Source organism: Streptomyces sp. NPDC003038 (genome assembly GCF_040611115.1).
GTDB lineage: Bacteria > Actinomycetota > Actinomycetes > Streptomycetales > Streptomycetaceae > Streptomyces.
Map to the genome: position 1 here is coordinate 122,271 of NZ_JBEXNN010000012.1, position 15,604 is coordinate 137,874.

18 protein-coding genes are annotated in these 15,604 nt (G+C 72.4%); 12 read left to right on the plus strand and 6 right to left on the minus strand.

Annotated features, from left to right (window positions below; all coding sequences use genetic code 11):
* Window positions 1-152: 152 nt before the first annotated feature.
* The 12 genes from ABZX75_RS17665 (at window position 153) to ABZX75_RS17720 (ending at window position 9,781) form a co-directional block, all read left to right on the plus strand.
* Window positions 153-614, plus strand: coding sequence for a hypothetical protein (locus ABZX75_RS17665; protein ID WP_355411349.1), 462 nt, complete (start codon window positions 153-155; stop codon window positions 612-614).
* Window positions 605-1,192: a hypothetical protein gene (locus ABZX75_RS17670; RefSeq protein ID WP_355411351.1), complete on the plus strand. Its 588-nt coding sequence runs from the start codon at window positions 605-607 to the stop codon at window positions 1,190-1,192. Before ABZX75_RS17665 ends, ABZX75_RS17670 begins: the two co-directional genes overlap by 10 nt.
* Entirely contained in the window at window positions 1,189-1,566 is a 378-nt protein-coding gene (locus tag ABZX75_RS17675) for a hypothetical protein (RefSeq protein WP_355411353.1), read from the plus strand. Before ABZX75_RS17670 ends, ABZX75_RS17675 begins: the two co-directional genes overlap by 4 nt.
* Window positions 1,567-1,670: 104 nt before the next feature.
* Window positions 1,671-2,213, plus strand: coding sequence for a hypothetical protein (locus ABZX75_RS17680; RefSeq protein ID WP_355411355.1), 543 nt, complete (start codon window positions 1,671-1,673; stop codon window positions 2,211-2,213).
* A gap of 5 nt (window positions 2,214-2,218) precedes the next feature.
* A complete protein-coding gene (locus ABZX75_RS17685; protein WP_355411357.1) occupies window positions 2,219-2,440 on the plus strand; it encodes a hypothetical protein in 222 nt (73 codons plus the stop codon).
* Window positions 2,441-2,501: 61 nt separating this feature from the next.
* The gene (locus tag ABZX75_RS17690; RefSeq protein WP_355411359.1) at window positions 2,502-5,516 is read left to right on the plus strand and encodes a hypothetical protein; all 3,015 of its coding nucleotides are present in this window, start codon (window positions 2,502-2,504) and stop codon (window positions 5,514-5,516) included.
* 1 nt (window position 5,517) lies between these two features.
* On the plus strand, window positions 5,518-6,759 hold the full coding sequence (locus ABZX75_RS17695) for a hypothetical protein (RefSeq protein WP_355411361.1): 1,242 nt from the start codon (window positions 5,518-5,520) through the stop codon (window positions 6,757-6,759).
* A gap of 90 nt (window positions 6,760-6,849) precedes the next feature.
* Window positions 6,850-7,920: a hypothetical protein gene (locus tag ABZX75_RS17700; protein ID WP_355411363.1), complete on the plus strand. Its 1,071-nt coding sequence runs from the start codon at window positions 6,850-6,852 to the stop codon at window positions 7,918-7,920.
* Between the two features lies 1 nt (window position 7,921).
* The gene (locus tag ABZX75_RS17705; RefSeq protein WP_355411365.1) at window positions 7,922-8,179 is read left to right on the plus strand and encodes a hypothetical protein; all 258 of its coding nucleotides are present in this window, start codon (window positions 7,922-7,924) and stop codon (window positions 8,177-8,179) included.
* Entirely contained in the window at window positions 8,157-9,080 is a 924-nt protein-coding gene (locus ABZX75_RS17710) for an N-acetylmuramoyl-L-alanine amidase (RefSeq protein ID WP_355411366.1), read from the plus strand. Before ABZX75_RS17705 ends, ABZX75_RS17710 begins: the two co-directional genes overlap by 23 nt.
* A 12-nt stretch (window positions 9,081-9,092) precedes the next feature.
* Window positions 9,093-9,401, plus strand: coding sequence for a hypothetical protein (locus ABZX75_RS17715; RefSeq protein ID WP_355411368.1), 309 nt, complete (start codon window positions 9,093-9,095; stop codon window positions 9,399-9,401).
* Window positions 9,401-9,781: a hypothetical protein gene (locus tag ABZX75_RS17720; protein ID WP_355411370.1), complete on the plus strand. Its 381-nt coding sequence runs from the start codon at window positions 9,401-9,403 to the stop codon at window positions 9,779-9,781. The genes ABZX75_RS17715 and ABZX75_RS17720 overlap by 1 nt, the downstream gene beginning before the upstream one ends.
* Window positions 9,782-9,846: 65 nt before the next feature.
* On the opposite strand, the gene ABZX75_RS17725 is transcribed toward ABZX75_RS17720, so the two are convergent.
* From ABZX75_RS17725 to ABZX75_RS17750, 6 genes are all read right to left on the minus strand, one after another.
* Window positions 9,847-10,701, minus strand: a complete 855-nt coding sequence (locus tag ABZX75_RS17725; protein WP_355411372.1) for a hypothetical protein — start codon at window positions 10,699-10,701, stop codon at window positions 9,847-9,849.
* Window positions 10,688-11,044: a hypothetical protein gene (locus ABZX75_RS17730; protein ID WP_355411374.1), complete on the minus strand. Its 357-nt coding sequence runs from the start codon at window positions 11,042-11,044 to the stop codon at window positions 10,688-10,690. The genes ABZX75_RS17725 and ABZX75_RS17730 overlap by 14 nt, the downstream gene beginning before the upstream one ends.
* A 65-nt stretch (window positions 11,045-11,109) precedes the next feature.
* The gene (locus tag ABZX75_RS17735) at window positions 11,110-12,117 is read right to left on the minus strand and encodes an NAD(P)H-dependent glycerol-3-phosphate dehydrogenase (protein ID WP_355411376.1); all 1,008 of its coding nucleotides are present in this window, start codon (window positions 12,115-12,117) and stop codon (window positions 11,110-11,112) included.
* The gene (locus ABZX75_RS17740) at window positions 12,114-13,013 is read right to left on the minus strand and encodes a class I SAM-dependent methyltransferase (protein ID WP_355411378.1); all 900 of its coding nucleotides are present in this window, start codon (window positions 13,011-13,013) and stop codon (window positions 12,114-12,116) included. Before ABZX75_RS17740 ends, ABZX75_RS17735 begins: the two co-directional genes overlap by 4 nt.
* A complete protein-coding gene (locus ABZX75_RS17745; protein ID WP_355411380.1) occupies window positions 13,010-14,155 on the minus strand; it encodes a YcaO-like family protein in 1,146 nt (381 codons plus the stop codon). Before ABZX75_RS17745 ends, ABZX75_RS17740 begins: the two co-directional genes overlap by 4 nt.
* Entirely contained in the window at window positions 14,145-15,407 is a 1,263-nt protein-coding gene (locus tag ABZX75_RS17750) for a TfuA-like protein (protein WP_355411382.1), read from the minus strand. Before ABZX75_RS17750 ends, ABZX75_RS17745 begins: the two co-directional genes overlap by 11 nt.
* Between the last annotated feature and the right edge of the window lie 197 nt (window positions 15,408-15,604).

The following is a 15,604-nucleotide window of genomic DNA, read 5'->3' on the forward strand; positions in this document are numbered from 1 at the left end:
AATCCGCGCCGATCAGCTTCCAGGCCCGAACGAGCACTGGTGGCTGGATCCCGTACATCGGCGTCGACGGCGTCTGGCGGAACGCCTCGGTGTGTGGGTGCCGGGCGGACTGTTCGTGCAGCGAGTTGTGCGAGGTGTACCTCCCAGGCCCCGTGTACGACGTCGTCAGCGTCGACGTCGACGGCGAGCTCCTGGTCCCGGAGGCGTACCGAGTTGACGCACCGGGGCGTCTGGTCCGTACGGACGGCGGCTGCTGGCCGGACTGCCAGGAGCTCGCGTCTCCGCCCGGAACGGAGGGCACGTTCACCGTCTCGTACCGGGTGGGTCTACCGCTGGACGACGCGGCGATCGCCGCGGTGTCCGAGCTGACGTGCCACTTCCTCAAGGGGTGCGCGCCCGGCTCGTGCGGCTGCAAGACGAACAGGAACCTGACCCGTATGGTCCGCCAGGGCGTCGAGATGGAGATGGACCCGACGCTGATCTACTCGGAGGGCCGGACGGGCCTGCCGACCGTCGACCTGTGGCTGTCCGTCGTGAACCCGTACCGGCTCACCTCGCCGTCGCAGGTCTACTCGCCGGACTTCAAGCGGCCGAGGGTGCAGCAATGGCCCTGAACGCGCTCGACCTGCACGACCTGACGGAGGCCGTCCTCGGCTGCGTGTGCGCGGCCCTCGCCGAGGCGGCGCTCGTCGTCGATGGGCAGCCCGGCTGCCCGGGCCGGGCGTGCGTGGTGCCCGGCCAGCCAGCGTGGGACAACTGCGACGACCCCTGCTCTGGCGATGGCGCTCCGGGGCAGCTCACCGTGAGCGTGGCCCGCCTGTACTCGAGCACGCTGGATTTCCCCACCGAGGACCGGACGGTCTTCGGGATGCGTGGCTGCACGCCGCCGCCGCTCACCGCGGCAGAGCTCGTGATCACGCTGCTGCGGTGCGCCCCCACGTACGACGAAGGCGGATGCCCGCCCACGTGCGAGGAGTTGTCGGCGGCGGCCCGCGTCATGCACGTGGACGCGGTCACCGTGCAGAACGCGCTCCTGTGCTGCCTGCCCGGTACCTCCTCGGCTCGCAGGGGACGGAAGTTCGTGCTCGGCCAGCAGCGCATGGTCGGCCCGGAGGGCGGCTGCGTCGGCCTGGAGCAGCGCGTCACCGTGGCGCTGCCGGGATGCCGTTGCCCGGACGAGGTGTCGCCGTGAGCGTGGAGGTACGCATCGACCCCGGCCGGATCGCGCGTACGCTGCGCCTCCGGAACGGCGTCGTGGCGCGGCGGCTCGCTGTCCGTACGGAGCGCACGGCGAAGATCGCCGAGCGAGAGGCACCGGGCTCCATGGGCCGGTACATCTCGTGGAAGATCGAGAGCGGCCCCCGTGGCCTCCAGGGCGTCATCGTCTGCGACCACCCGGCGACGCGGTTCGTCCTCGACGGCACCCGGCCGCACATCATCCGACCGCGTCGGAAGAAGGCGCTGCGGTTCGAGGTACGCGGCCGTCAGGTGTTCGCCACCTACGTCAGGCATCCCGGCAGCCGCGCGAACAACTTCCTTGCCCGTGCACTGCGCCAGGGCCGGTGACCCTCGCGGCTACCTCGTCGGAATTATGGCCGCCGGCTGCTCTACGCTTCCGGGTATGCCGCTGGTTGTGGGCCGGGCGATCGCGCGGGACAGAAGGGCTACCCGTGGTCACGAAGAAGTTTGCGCTCAACACCCAGCCACACGAGGCCGAGATCGGCGACGTGACGTTGCTGTTCCGCCCGGAGGTCATGGGCGACGAGTTCCTGGACGCCTACGGCCGACTTCAGGAGACCAACCGGCACCTGAACGTCGACATCGCCGACATGGCGAACGTGGACCTCACGAAGGTCCGCCGGGTGTCCGTGTCGCTGCGCGTGTTCCTCGCCAGCCTGATGCTCCCCGAGTCGGCGGAGATCTTCGCCCGCTGGGACGTCGTGGCCGGCGGGGAGGTCCTCAGCTCGCACACCGACCCCGACGAGGCTGAGGCCACCGCGACCGCCCGGAGCGACGCGGAGGTCGTCGACGAGTCGATGCGGCTGCCGGACCGCGTCCTCATCGAGCTGATGGAGTGGGTCGTCGAGCTGTATGGAGGCGGCCAGCGCCCTCCTACGTTGTCCAACGGCTCTGCGCCAGCATCGCCGAATCCTGGGAGGCCTGGGAGGGCAGTCTCGCCCTCCAGGGCGTCGACATCCACTCGTGGCCGCTGAGGGTCATGCTGAACGCCGCTGAGGCGTCCATGGAGATGTCCGCCGAAGACGAGGCCGACTGGCAGAGGCAGCGGGCGAAGCTGTACGCCCCACCCCAGGGCTACCTGAACGGGCCTGGCCGACGGGCCAGGCCGCCGGGAACGGGGCTGAGCAGGGCGCAAGCGCAGACCATGGCCGCGCAGCTCGCAGCAGAAGACGCACGACTGGCTGGGGGACGCACCAGCTAGGCTGGGATTCGCCGCTGGTTTTGGGCCGGGCAACCACCACGCATCGCCGTGAGGTTGCCAGATGGCCGAGGACGAGGACTACGGCGTCGGCCGCATCCGCATAGTTCTCGACGACGCGGATGCCGTCGCCGACTCCCGAGACCTCGGACTGCGCATCCAGCGGGCGCTGGACCGCAGCACCCGCGCCGTCGGCGCGCAGATCCGCCGGAACGTTCAGCGAGGCCTCAACGCCGCCGCTGTCGCTCTCCGAGTCACGCCGGATCTTCGCCGCTTCGACGCGGCACTCTTGCGCGAGCTCGGCTCGTTGCAGAGCCTCAACATCCCGATCGCTCCGGACCTAACGGGGTTCGTCGAGCGCATCCGCGCCCTACTCGCGGGCGAGGAACTTCAGGTCCGGGTGGTCCCGGACCTGGACGGCTTCGACGCCCGTATCCGGGCCCACAACCCGCCCGACGTCACGGTCAACGCCGACGTCGACACCGGCCGCTTCACCAGCGCCCTCGGCGCGCTGGGCGGAATGGCCGCGCGGGTCGGCCGGTCCATCGGCGGCCTGCTGCGCATCAGCGCCGTCGGCATCGCCGCCGCCGGTGCCGCGACCGCCGTCGGCGGACTGGCCGCTGCGCTCGCCCCGGCCGCCGGCATCATTGCCGCCTACCCGGCGCTGATCCTCGGCTGGCAGGCCGCCCTCGGCACGCTGCGCCTCGCGCTCAGCGGCGTCAGCGATGCCTTCCAGGCGGCGCTGACCGGCAGCGGCAAGGAGTTCACCGAGGCGCTGGAGGACCTGTCGCCCGCCGCGCGAGCAGCGGCCACGGAGGTCCGGGCCCTCAAGCCCGCGTTCGAGGAGCTGCGGGCCTCCACGCAGGAAGCTTTCTTCGCCCCGCTCCAAGGGCAGATCCTCGCCACCGCACGGGCGCTCAATGGCCCGCTACAGCAGGGCCTTGAGACCATCGCGGCCGGATGGGGCCGTGCCGCGAGCCAGGCCCTCGGGTACGTCCGGGGCGCCAAGGGTGTCGGCAACGTGCGGTCCGTCCTCGATGCCACCGGCCTCGCGGTCGACGGGCTGAGCGAGACCACCAACAAGCTCACCGCCGGCGTCCTTCAGATGGCAGCCGCCATCAGCGACCGGTTCGGCCACGAGCTGGCTAGCGGCATCAGTGGCTCGGGGCAGCGGCTCGGCGAGTTCCTTCAGCAGGCCGCTCAAGGCGGGGACGCCGTACGGTGGGTGGACCAGGCCCTCAACACGTTTGCCCGCCTCGGCGACCTGCTGGGCAACATCGGCTCGATCGCCGCGGGTGTCTTCCGGGCTGGCGAGGTGGCCGGGGGAGGGTTGCTCGGTACCCTCCAGCAGATCGCGCGCTCGACGGCCGAGTTCGTCAACAGCGACCCGGGCCAGACGGCGCTGACCAACATCTTCCGGACCCTGGCCGCTGTCGGGGCACAGCTCGGGCCCATCCTGGCCGCGCTGGTGACCCAGGTCGGGCAGATCGCCCCGGCCCTGCTGCCGCTGTTCCAGCTCGGCCCGGTGATCGTCTCGGTGATCAACGGGCTTGGTGCCGCCGCCCAGGCAGCCCTGCCGCACCTCGGCGTCACCTTGCAGCAGGTCGCCACCGCCGTCCTGGCGCTGACACCTGCCCTGCCGCCGCTGGCCGGCGCTGCGGCTGCGCTGGCCAGGTCGGCGGCGGACCTGGCCGTCGCGCTCGCGCCTGCCGTCACGCTGCTGGCGCAGATCATCGGCCCGATCGTCAACTACGCGGCCCCGATCCTGGTTGCCGCCGCGGCGACGTACGGACTGGTGCGGGCCATCCAGGCCGCCATGGCGATCTTCGTGGCCCTGCGAGCGGCCTGGCTGGCGATCAACGCCGCGTTCGTCGCCACGCCGATCGGCGCCACGATCGTCCTGGTCGTCGGCCTGATCACCGCGCTGTACCTGCTCTACCAGCGGTTCGGTCTCGTACGCGCCATCGTCGACACCGCTGCCGCTGCGATCCGAGACGGCTTCCTGGCGGCCGTCAACTTCGTCATCCAGCTCCCGTCGATGGTCGGTGGCGCCCTGTCCGCCTTCGGCTCGATGGTCTCCCAGTTCTTCGTCGGGGCCTGGCAGTCGGCGACGGCCGCCGTGTCGGCCGGGATCACCGCCGTCGTCGGGTTCTTCGTGGCGCTGCCGGGCCGCGTCCTGGCCGGCCTGCGCGCACTGCCCGGGCTGCTCGTGGACCTCTTCGTCAACGCCGTCGCGGCCGTCGGCATCGCCGTGCTGACCGGCGTTGCGGCAGTGATCATCGTCTTCACGCAGCTCCCTGGCCGGGTCATGTCAGCCCTGTCCTCCCTGGGCTCGCGGCTGCTGTCCGCCTTCACCCGCGCCTTCACCTCCGCCCGTACCGCCACGCTGGCGTTCCTGTCCTCTGCGGCGTCGTTCTTCGCCCAGCTCCCCGGACGCGTGGCCGCAGCCGTGGCGGCCCTGCCCGGGCGGCTCCGCTCCGCAATCACCTCGGCCGGCGCCTCCGGCCTGGCCGCGGCGCGTTCCTTCGGCTCCTCGGCGGTCTCCTTCTTCAGCTCCCTGCCCGGCCGGATCGGCAGCGCGCTGTCGTCGGTCGGATCCCGGATCGCCAGCGCCTTCCGCAACGCGATCGGCTCCGCCCGCCGCGCCGTCTCCAGCTTGATCAGCTCCGTCGTGACCCTGTTCAGCTCCCTGCCCGGCCGGATCGTCGGCGTGCTCGGCAACATCGGCAGCCGGATCGTGTCGAAGATCAAGGCCGGACTGCCGGGCCCGGTACGGGCAGCGCTGCCCTTCGCGGACGGCGGGGTCGTCACCTCACCCGTCGTCGGCCTGGTCGGCGAGGCCGGCCCGGAGGTCATCATCCCGCTCACCCGGCCTCGGCGCGCGGTCGAACTCGCCATGCGCTCGGGCCTGCTGGACATCCTCGCCAAGCAGGGCGTCACCGCTAAGGGAGGCCGGACCACGAACACCACGAGCAGCACCCAGGTGACGAACGTGTGGAACATCCAGTCGCGGGTCTCCGACCCGCTGGTCCTGTCCCAGCACCTCTACGGGCAGGTCGCCCGGGCGGCGGGGGTGTGACGTGATCTTCGACTATGCAGACCTGGGCTGCGCCGAGGTCATCAACTCGGTCCGCGCGGCAGCGTACGCGTCCGCGTACTGCCTGCCGGTCGAGTGCGACGCCTGCCCGGATCTGCCGGACGTCCTCGGCCACCCGCCGTACACGGACCCCGTCACCGATGACGCCCCCTGGTACGACCCGCTCGTACCGGAGAGCGCCGACGTGCTCGGTTACATGGGCTTGGACGCCGTCGGCTTCCGCTCCTCGACCATCGGACGTGACCCGGTCCAACTCGTCGGCGACGGCGCCGCCCTGGGTGTCGCGCGCCGCTCCCACCGCCAGATCGTCTACACGCTGCTGCTCATCGTCCGCGACGAATGCGCCCTCGCGTACGGGCTGGAGTGGCTCGCCGTAGCTCTGGAGGGAGCGGACTGCGGCGGCTCGTGCAGCGGCGACACCCTGACCACATACGCCTGCTGCCCCACCGGGGACGGCTCCTACGAGCGCCGGTACCTGTACGACGTGGCCCTCCTGGAAGGCCCGTCCGTCACCGCCGTCGAGTACCTGTCGGACGCCATCCTGGCTAAGGTCACCTTCACGTTGGCCGCCGGCAAGCCGTGGGTGTTCCGCGAGCCGCTCACCTCCACTACGGCCTGGCACAACCTGGCCGCCGGCGCCTCCGTGGTGGTGGACCCGGACGACGTCCACGAGCTGTGCGTGGAGACGGTCGACTGCCTCGAGGACCCGGACTGCCCTCCGCCCCTGCTGCCGACCCGGCCGCCGAGCCCCGTGGATGACTGCTACCCGACCGGGCCGGCCACGTTCCGGCGGACGCTGATCTCCATCCCTCCAGAGGACATGTACCAGTGGCTGGAGACGGTCCCGGTCCTGGAGCTGGAGACCGGCTCCAGCGCACTGCGTCGCCTCGTCGTCCGGTTCTGGGCGAACCCGACAGGTGGCAGCTGTACCGAGTCGCCGGACCCGTGCGGCTTCTGCGGCGTCATCCAGATCCCCTACCTGCCGGCCGGAGCGGTGCTGCGGGTCGACGGCCGCGTGCAGCGCGCGGAGGTCGAGTGCAGCCCGCTGCCCGGGTCGTACGCCACCAGCACGCCGATCGTGTACGGCCCCCAGGGCCGGGCCTTCGAGTGGCCGGCGTTCGACTGCCCGTCCGGACTGTGCATCGAGATCCTTTCCACCGCCGCGACGACGGCGCCGGACTCGCGGGCGCGAGTGCTGCTCGCCGCCCGCGCGGACGTGGGGTGACGGGTCGTGGGCGGGGTGCTGGGGTGCGCACAGGAGTACAGGGCCGTCATCCACTGGCGGGGCGGGGCACGCCCGTTCACGAGCCCGACGGTGGAGGCGCTGACGTCGGTTCGCTGGAATCGCACGATCAACGACCAGGCCGAGGCCGTCGTCACGATCGCCAAAGCGACGGCGCTGGAGTGCTGCGGGCCGCTCGGGGAGGTCGAGCCGTACGTCCACGAGCTGTCGATCTACCGGGACAGCGACCTCGTGTGGCAGGGGCCCATCGTTCGGGCGGTGGAGAGCAGGACCGCGTGGCGGATCGAGGCGAGGGACGTGACGGAGTGGCTGGCTCGGATCATCAACACGCAGGTCCTCCGGTTCGTGTCCACGGACGTCACCCAGCCGAAGCACGTCGGGCCGGTGCAGGAGATCGCCGACACGATCATCCGGCTCAACGTCAACGACCCGACGTGGTCCACGCCGCCGGACTGGTGCCGGATCCTGCCCTACATCGCCCGCGACGACGCTCCGACGACCACCCGGTTCGAGAAGGACGGCACCACCGACACGGCGATCTGGCTCGTGCCAGTCCTCAAGGTCCTGGACGACGAGCTGGTGCCCCGGGGCCTGGAGTACACCACGGTCGGCCGCGCCCTCATCCTCGGCCGCCCGCAGACAGCGACCGACCGGCCGCAGGCGCGCCTCACCCTGGACGACATCGCCGGCGACGTCGAGCTCATCAAGGACGGGCCGAGCGGGGCCGCCATCGTGTGGGCGACCAACCAGGTCCAGGACGACATCTCACAGGCCGCGTGGGGCGTGTCCGGCTACACCAACACCGCGTACGGGCGCCTGGACACCCTCCAGCTCTCCCAGGCGGAGAACATGAGCGGCTACGACCTGCTCCAGCTCGCCCAGGCCAGCATCGTCGGACGATTCCCCGTGCCCATCGGGCTCAGCATCCCGGCTGGCTCCCGGCTGACCGCCTCCGCGCCCGTGACCATCGACCAGCTCGTCGCCGGCGTGCGCCTGGACGTCGAGGCCACCGGCATGTGCAGCGAGGTCACCGTGGCCTACCGCCTCACCGACGTGGACGTCGAGTGGAGCGCCTCCGGCGAACAGGTCGCCGTCTCCCTCGTGCCCCTCGGCGACGATCCCGACCCACCAGAAGGTGCCTGACATGACCGCAGCCCCAGGCCAGAGAGCCGTCCAGCGCCCGCTGACGGCCGCCACCGCCACACAGCGCATCCTCGGACGCGCCGTCACGCAGAACGCCACCGCCCCCGTCGGGCCGGTCGGCGTCGCCCATCTCAACGGCGCCTACTACGACGTCGATCTGAGCGCCGAGGAGCCGCGCCTCGTCCCCCGTGGCCCCCTCCCGGTCGTCCCGCCGCACAGCGAGAGGAAGAAGAGCCATGAGCACCCCACTGGACGCTGACCGCCTGCTGGCCGCGCTCCGCAACGAGGGCGTAGCAGTCGTCGAGGTCGACGGCTGGCGTACGAGAAACCGGAACACCAGGGGGCCGTGGGGCCCGGTGCACGGAGTGATGATCCACCACACCGTGACCCAGGGCACGGACACCACCGTACGCATCGTGCGCGACGGGTACAGCGGCCTGCCCGGCCCCCTGTGCCACGGCATGATCGCCAAGGACGGCCGCGTACACCTGATCGGAAACGGGCGCGCGAACCACGCCGGCCTGGGCGACCCGGACGTACTGCGCGCCGTCATCGCGGAGACGCCGCTGCCCGTGGACGACGAAGCCACCGTCGACGGCAACAAGCACTACTACGGCTTCGAGTGCGAGAACCTCGGCGACGGCCAGGACCCGTGGCCCGACGCCCAGCTCCTCGCCATCGAGCGCGTCTCCGCCGCCATCTGCCGCGCCCACGACTGGGGCGCCCGCTCGGTGCTCGGACACCTGGAGTGGCAGCCCGGTAAGCCGGACCCCCGCGGTTTCACCATGCCGTCCATGCGCGACCGCATCGCCGCCCGCCTCGGCCAAAGCGCGCCGACCCGGCCGCTACCCACGCCCGTCCGGCCGAAGGTCTCCCTGTCCAGGCTCATCGCTGCCGCGCGCAGCAACCCGAAGATGGCCGGCACACCGGTCACGTACGCCGGCGTCATCACCGTGGAGGCCGCCCTCGTGGACGAGGGGCTACTGGCCAAGCGCTACCAGGACGGCCACTACGGCGGCGCCACGATCCCGGCCATGAGCCGCTGGCAGGAGAGGTGCGGCTACCGCGGACGGCAGCCCGGCCAGCCGGCGGACGGGATCCCCGGCCGCGACAGTCTCACCCGACTCGGCGCGAAGCACGGCTTCGACGTCGTCGCCTGAAGGAGGCACCTCATGAACGGCATCACCCTGACCGCGGACTACTGGTACGCACTGCTCATCGCGTTCGTCCTGCCCGTCCTCGTCGGCCTGGTCACGACCCGCGTGACACACCCCGGCCGGAAGGCCGTGGTCCTGCTCGCGCTCGCGGCCGTGGAGAGCTTCGTCGTGGAGCTCACCGAGGCGGGACCCGGGTGGGCCGCTGGCGACGCCGCCGTGCTCACCCTGGTGAACTTCGTCGTGGCCGTCGCCGCGCACTTCGGCCTGTGGAAGCCGGCCGGAGTCGCGCAGCGCGCACAGGACATGCTCATCAAGGCCGCGTGATGCCGACGCCCGAGACCGGACACCCCGGCATGGACACGGTGCTGGTGTGGGGCGGGGCGCTCACCCTGCTCGTCGGCGCCAGCACCGCCGTCTGGCGGGTCGTCCGGGGCGGCCTCCGCCTCGGGCGACGCATCGACCTCTTCATCGACGACTGGTACGGCGAGGCGGAGCGCCCCGGCGTGCCCGCCAGACCTGGCGTCATGGCGCGCATGAGCGGGATCGAGCAGCGACTCACCAGGGTCGAGCACGAGCTGTACCCCAACTCCGGCGGCAGCCTGCGCGACGCCGTTGACCTCGCGAACGAGCGCCTGGCCCGGCTGTGTCCGGACGAATCGGGGGAGGGCTGCGGCCCGCCGGATCCGCCGACCGCCAGCCCGTAACGCGCGCGGCGCCCGCCCGACGACTCCCGGGCGGGCGCTGCTTCGTACGGGGCCGTAGGGACACGTCACGCAGCGAAAGCGAGGTAGGTGGCCAGGGTCAGGCCGGAGAAAGTCACGAGCTGGCGCGGCTTGAGGCAGGTGAAGGCCGCGTGCATCGCGATGCCGGCGGCGACGGCGTACGGCATCGTCGGGGGGTAGAGCAGCGCGGGCGGCAGCGCGATCTCGGCGGCGATGACGGTGACCGCGACCAGGCGCCAGAAGCGGATGTCACGGTTGGTGAGGCCGCCCACGCGGCGGCGGACGAAAGCGGGGACGGCGAACTGACGCCCGTAGGGCAGCTGGTCGCGGACCTGGTTGAGCGTGTGCACCCACTGGGCGAGGTAGAGCCCGGTACGGAACTGGGGCGACTTGAGCTTCTGATAGGCGCTGTTCCAGTAGATGTCGGTGGTGATCAGCACCATCAGGCACTGCGCCCAGGTGTTCGCGGTGCTGGAGCCGTGCTGGACGTGCAGGCCGCTGCCGAGGTCTCCGGCGAGGAGCAGGCAGGTGCCGGTGAGCAGGGTGTAGCGGATCGCGTTGGGGCTGCGGAGGTAGAGCAGCTCCATGGCGGCGCCGGCCAGGACGAGCAGGAGCGCCGCGCGCGGAGCGAGGCCGAGCGCCAGGGCGAGCGCGGCGACGGTACGGACGATCAGCGCGGGGCGGTAGGCGGTGGTGAGCAGCCGGGCCCGGGCGGGGCCGAAGCGCTGCACCGCGAGGCGGGTGCTGAGCGATCCGGCGGTGAAGCGGTCCCAGCCGCCCTGACCGAAGGCGAGGGCGAAGCGCGCGGTGAGCACCACCCCGAAGACGAGCCGGACCCAGTGCAGGCGGGCGGGGTCGGTCGGGGTCTGGAATCCCGAGCCGAGGGCGTCAAAGAACCACACGGCTGCTCACCACCTTCACGGGCTGCTCGCCGCGGGCGGACAGGACGCGGCCGTGACCGTCGATCCGCTCGTACCGGCCGGTGGCGGTGAGGTGGTCGAGGATGACCTGGAGCTGGGGCGGGCCGAGGATGAACGAGCCCGGGGAGAGGTGCTCGTAGACGTTGACCGGCTCGGTGCGGCCCTCCTTGGTGGTGCCGGTGAGCGTGACGATGGTGAAGGTGGCCCGGCAGAACATCCGCCAGCGCATCCAGCGGCCGGGCAGGCGGGTGAAGCCGATGATCATCCATCCGATCAGGGCGGCGGTGGCGGCGATCTGGGCAGCGGACAGCACAGGCACGTGCATGACGGAAGACCTCCGGAACGGGAGGGTGAAAGGTGACGTGGGCGGCCCGCTCGGGGGCCCGGGGGTCAGCGCTCGGGCTTGGGAGGCCGCTGCATCAGCGCGGCCGCGGCCTGGTCGAGGGTGACCTTCTGGTGCAGCAGGGCGGAGATCACTTCCGTGATCGGCATCTCGACGCCGTGGACGCGGGCGAGGTCGAGGATCGCCTCCGCGGACTTGACGCCCTCGGTGGTCTGCCGGGTCGCGGCCGTCGCCTCCTGGACGCTCAGCCCCTTGCCGAGGTGGGCGCCGAAGGTGCGGTTGCGGGACAGCGGGGAGGAGCAGGTGGCCACCAGATCACCCAGACCGGCCAGACCGGCGAGGGTGGCCGGGTCGCCGCCCATCGCCACAGCCAGCCGCGTGGTCTCAGCCAGACCCCGGGTGATGAGCATCGCCTGCGCGTTGTCGCCCAGGCCCATGCCCGAGGCGATACCGACTGCGAGCGCGATCACGTTCTTCACCGCGCCGCCCAGCTCGCACCCGATCACGTCGGCGGACGTGTAGGGCCGGAAGTACGAGGTATGGCACGCCTGCTGGAAGCGGCGCGCCGCATCCTCATCGGGGCAGGCGATCGTTGCGGCGGCGGGCTGGCCCTCCATGATCTCGCGCGCGAGGTTCGGGCCCGACAGCACCGCGACCCGCTCGGCGCTCACGCCGGTCACCTCCGTGATCACCTCGCTCGCCCGCAGGTGGCTGCCCAGCTCGATGCCCTTCATCAGCGACACGATTACGGTGTCTGGGCCGATGTGCGGCGCCCACGCCGACAGGCTCGTACGGAGGGACTGCGCGGGGATTGACAGCACCAGGAAGCGCGCGCCGTCCAGCGCGGCGGCCGGATCGGTCGTCGCCGTCAGGGACGCGGGCAGCTCGATGTCCGGGAAGTAGCCGACGTTGCGGTGCACCAGGTTGATGGCGTCGGCGATCTCCGAGCGGCGGGCGTGCACGATCACGTCGCTGCCGGCGTCGGCGAGGACCTTCGCGAGGGCTGTGCCCCAGGACCCGGCCGAGAACACCGCAGTACGGGCGTGCTGGGTCACTGCGGGGTCCTCTCGCTGGGCGCGGGCCTGACTACGGGGTGGCTGCCAGGCGCAGCAATCCTATCGGGAGCCCCTGCCGCCGGTGCCCCCTCCGGGGCGCCGGGGCGGCGCAGGGTCAGCAGGACGGCTCGTCGGCCGCGCAGGGTGGGGAGGACCTGCTGCGCCTCGCGGAGCATGTTCTCGGCCGGTGCCTCGCCGAGCTCGCGACGCAGCTGCTCGGCGTGGCCGATCCACAGCCGGTAGAGCCGCTCCCACATCGCTGGCTCATGAGGCCGCTCGTCGATGTTCTCCTGCGTCAGGCCGGCAGCCGCGACCTGGTGGTGCCAGGCCGGTTCGGCGCCGCGCCGGAGCGCGCGGGTCACGACCAGGCGGCCACCCGGCGCCAGGAGGCGGCCGAGCTCGCGCAGCGCCGCCCCCCGGTCGGTGGCGCGCCCGAGGGCGTCCACGCACACGATGCCGTGGGCGCAGCCGTCGGGCAGGCCGGTTTTCTCCAGCTCGGCGACGCGGAAGGCCGCGCGGGCGATACCGCCCTCGCCCAGGAAGTGCGCGCGACGGCTCGCGGCCTGGGCGACGGCGACCGGCGAGAGGTCGAAGCCGTCCAGCCGGACGGCCAGGGCGCGGGCGAGCCACAGGCCGACGCCGCCGGCGCCGCATCCGGCGTCCACGAGGAGTTGGCCCGGGCTCATCCGCAGCCGCGCGGTCATCAGCCCCAGCAGCGGCCAGTCGCACGAGCTGGAGGCGGCGACCTCGGCCGGGTAGTCCGCGCCCATCGCCTCCGCGTACAGGCGGGCGACCAGAGTGGTGCGGGCGCGGGCGGCGTGGAAGTCGTCGTACTGCGCCGAGCGGGCTCCGACGATGGCGGGCGGCACGCCGGGCGTTGTGGTGGGGGGGTTCATCGGGGCATCGACCTTCTGATCCGTGAGCGGGTGCCGGGGCAGATGACCTGCACGGCGTGGACTGGCCCGCCGGGGGCGGACAGGTCCAGGGCCGCCGGCTCGTGGCCGGTGACGCGGGTGATGCGCCGCGCCACGTCCTCCACCTGGTCGGCGAAGCCGCCGTCGGGCGGGGGGTAGTGAGCCGTGGCCTCGCGCCATGGCGCGAGGCCGTTGGTCCGCGCCGGGCGGAAGGGCGGGACGTCGAAGGCGGCGGGGTCGCTGGGCAGGTCGTCCCGGGTACCGGCGATGGCGGCCAGTCGGGACTGCGCGGCCTCGGTCAGCGCCCGGGTCAGCGCGATCGCCGGGTCGCTGTGGCAGCCGCCGCCGGCGAACGTCACCGGGTGGTCCTCCGACCACAGGTAGACCAGGCACACCGGCAGCACGAAGGGGCTGTGGACGAGTGCGACCTCGAGCGACATGCCCGCGCCGAGCAGCCGGTCGATCACCTCCCGGCCGTGCGGGTCGTCGACCGTGCCGGGCGCGATGAGGGTGCGCCGCCGCCCCCCCAACTGCCCGTCCTGGAACAGCACGTCGCGCTCCACCACCTCGAACAGACCGTGCAGCAGCGCCTCGGCCCGCGTGTTCCCGCACGCCAGGCCGGTGCTGGTCGCGCGCAGCACATCCGGGCTCCACTCCGGCCGCTGCACCCGGCGGCGGACCACGTCGACCGGGAGCAGCACCTCCTGCCCGCTCACCAGGGCGGTGCCAGCCGTCCACTCCCACACCATCGCCGCCAGCGTGTGCTGCTCGTACGGCACGGTCAGCGGCAGGTCGGCCAGCGGGCAGTGGGGGGCGACGTCGGCGGCCGGGCCGTACGCGGCGACGGGCAGCGGCTGCTCGACGTGCCACAGCTCGATCGCCTCCATCACCGCCGACAGGCGCGCCAGCAGCGGGGTGGCGCCCTTGCCCTGGGATGTGCTCAGGGTGCGCGAGGCGGGCCGGATCGCCGTCCACACCGGCAGGCCGATGCAGTCCAGCCCGGTCAGGTCGGCGACTCGGGTGATGCCGTAGTCCGGCAGCCGACCGGCCACCGCCGCCCACGTCTCCTCCGGCGTCCGGGCCCGTACCGTGCCCGGCAGCGCCACCAGCTCCTCAACGGCCACCGCAGGTCGCCTCCGTCCGTTCGCTCGTCTCGCTGATCTCCTCCAGGAACCCCGTCACGAACCGCTTGGCCGCCGCGACGGCGCGCGCCCCGCAGACCAACCCCCGCGCGGACGCCTCCGCGTCGAGCCGCTCCGGCGGCACTCGCCACACCCGCAGCAGGAGATCGCGGGTCACCTCGTCGCTGACGGCCGCCGTCGAGAACCCGGGCCTGCTGCGGCGGGCCCAGGCGAGGGCGTCGGCGTATCGGGCGACCGCTCGGCGGTCCTCCTCGCTCTCGCTGGCCAGCAGCAGCTCCACGGTCGCCTGATCCCGCAGGTCGACCGCCGGGTGGAAGACGCGGTCCGCGCTCACGTCCCCGCCGGTCACGCGGGCCAGCCGCTCCGGGAGCGGCACCCCGCGCTCTCCGGCGGGCCTGAGGGAGCGGTGTTCGAGGTAGGCCGCCCATGTCTCCCGGAACGCCGGGTCGAAGATCTGCTGGTAGACGAGACGGTCCTCGGTGGACAGCACCATCCCGTTCATGTGCTCGCGCACAGCGGCGTTGGACCAGCGCCGGAAGTACGTCGTCTGCCACGTGCTTGGCGCCGGCCGGGCGCCGGTCTGCGGTGCCCCGCCCTCCAGCGCGGTGCGTACGGCGGCGAGGGCGTCGGCGCGTTTGATGTCGCCGAAGTGCTCGTCGGCCTTGCGCTGCTCGGCCAGCCACTCGGCGAAGGCGCCCTCGCCCAGGCGGTGGCAGACGGCCCGCACCGCGGCGGTGGTGCGCTGCGGGTAGTACACCGCGCGCAGCCCGGCCAGTAGCTGCTCGGCCCGCTCGGCGCTGAGGCCCCCGGCGCGGACGGCGAGCTGGAGGACGTGCCGGATGGTGACCACGGGCCAGGTCAGCGCGTCCCAGTCGCCGTCGGGGGCCTGCCCGACGGCCACCTCGTCGTCGCCCTCGATCTCGCCTTGCACGTAGGCGGTGTAGATGGTGCCCACGCCGCGCATCCCGAACGGTGCCAGCTCGGCCGCCCGCAGCGCGCCGATGCTCGCCGCACCGATCACGTGCACACCCCGGCCCATCGCGGCCAGGATCTCCTTGTGCCGCAGCGCCGGCGCCTGGTGGTACACCCCGTCGATGAGCACCACCGTGTCACCTTCGGCGATCGCGGTGTCGAACAGATCACCGTGCCGGGCAGGCGGCAGCACCCGCAGGCCCGGCGAGGTCAGAACGGGCTCGGACGCAGGCAGCGTCGGCCCGACGAACACGTGAATCACTGCACCCTCCGGTGAAGCGAGGGGCGCCCCTCCCAGACCCGCAGGGGCCCACGAAACGGGAGAGGCGCCCAGAACAGGACGCGGATGAGAGGGGAGGACTACTCCTCGTCCTCCACGTCGACCGCGATCACGTCGGGGCCGGTCACGGCGTCCCCGGGGATCTGCTCGGACTGCTGCACGGACGCCGCGGCGGCGCC